Annotated in this window: 1 protein-coding gene; it reads right to left on the bottom strand. The window is 55.4% G+C overall.

The genetic code is table 11. The annotated features are described in order from the left end of the window. Positions 1-776, bottom strand: a 776-nt coding sequence (locus V6D20_00200) for a hypothetical protein (protein HEY9814218.1), incomplete at its 3' end; no start/stop codon positions are given. Positions 777-1,104: the final 328 nt, after the last annotated feature.

Here is a 1,104-nt window from a genome sequence, read left to right as displayed (position 1 = left end):
TCGAGAGGGCAGTCGGCAGGGTTTCCGCGGCACGCAAGCGTGAAGTTGAGCTGGTAGTCGCCAGAGAGCGAGCAGGCTGTGATTGGGTCGATGTCAATGACAAACGAGGGCTGGTCGAGTTGGTCGAGGCACGCCACGGTGCTGTTGGAGAGCGCGGTGGTGAGGTTGGCGGGGAAGTTGGGCAAGACAAAAGAGTCAATGACGAATGGCCACTGCAAAGAGGTCGTGATGGCCAGGCGGCCCTCGGCAATGGTGATGTCGGGATCGTAGCGCTGCTCAGTGATGGCTGAGAGCAAGTTGACATAGCTGAAAACATTGATGTTGGTGTCGACCTCAACGCTGTTCTGGAAGCGAAGTTTGATGGGAATGATGTGCGAGGTCTCGCGGACAATGGGGCTACCGCGGAAAGTGTCGACTTGGTCGTCGTGCACAACGAAGATGTTGGACGTGTAGGAGGTGTAGCCTTGCTCGCTGTTGTCAACGTCCCAGCCACAGTTCAGGGCCGTGGACCAGGCCTGGTTGAAGGTGTAGACTTCCTGGCACGCGGCAAAGTCTTTGCTCCAAGCGCTGAGCTGAGGCCAGCCACAGGTCTCCGTTCCGAGGTCGTTGGAGAGGTAGACACGGCTAGAGGTGCGGTTGGACACGAGGGGCGAGTTGACCACAATGTTGAGGGCTCCGCTCACAAGGCCTGAAGCGCTCAAATCCAGGGTGGGGAAGTTGTTGGTCTGGAGGTTCTGGAGCTGGTTGAAGTTGGCATCACACCCGAGCACCTGCAAAGCTTAGTCTGCGTCTCGCCTACCGGAGTGGTACAGTCAGCTCCGTTAAAACCTGAGGAGCAAGCGCAAGCATCGTTGTAGCATGCTCCGCTAAAGCAATTTTGACCAGCGATAGGTTGGTCGATGCACTGAGCGTAGCTCATGCTGCTCAGGCCCAAGAGGGCAAATAGAAGTTTCCATGTTAATCGCATGTTGAAAAGAAAGAGTTGGTACAAAGTAGTAGTATTAGGTAGTAGTACTGGTGGTAGTGTTACACTTTGTGTGGTAGGTTTGTGGCTAACGGAACCCCAGTCTCGGATGAGGCGAAACAGAGTGGCACATCGGTTCG

This window comes from Candidatus Obscuribacterales bacterium (assembly GCA_036703605.1).
GTDB lineage: Bacteria > Cyanobacteriota > Cyanobacteriia > RECH01 > RECH01 > RECH01.
Note: the sequence above shows the minus strand (reverse complement) of the source record. Positions and strands in the feature narration are given on the sequence as shown.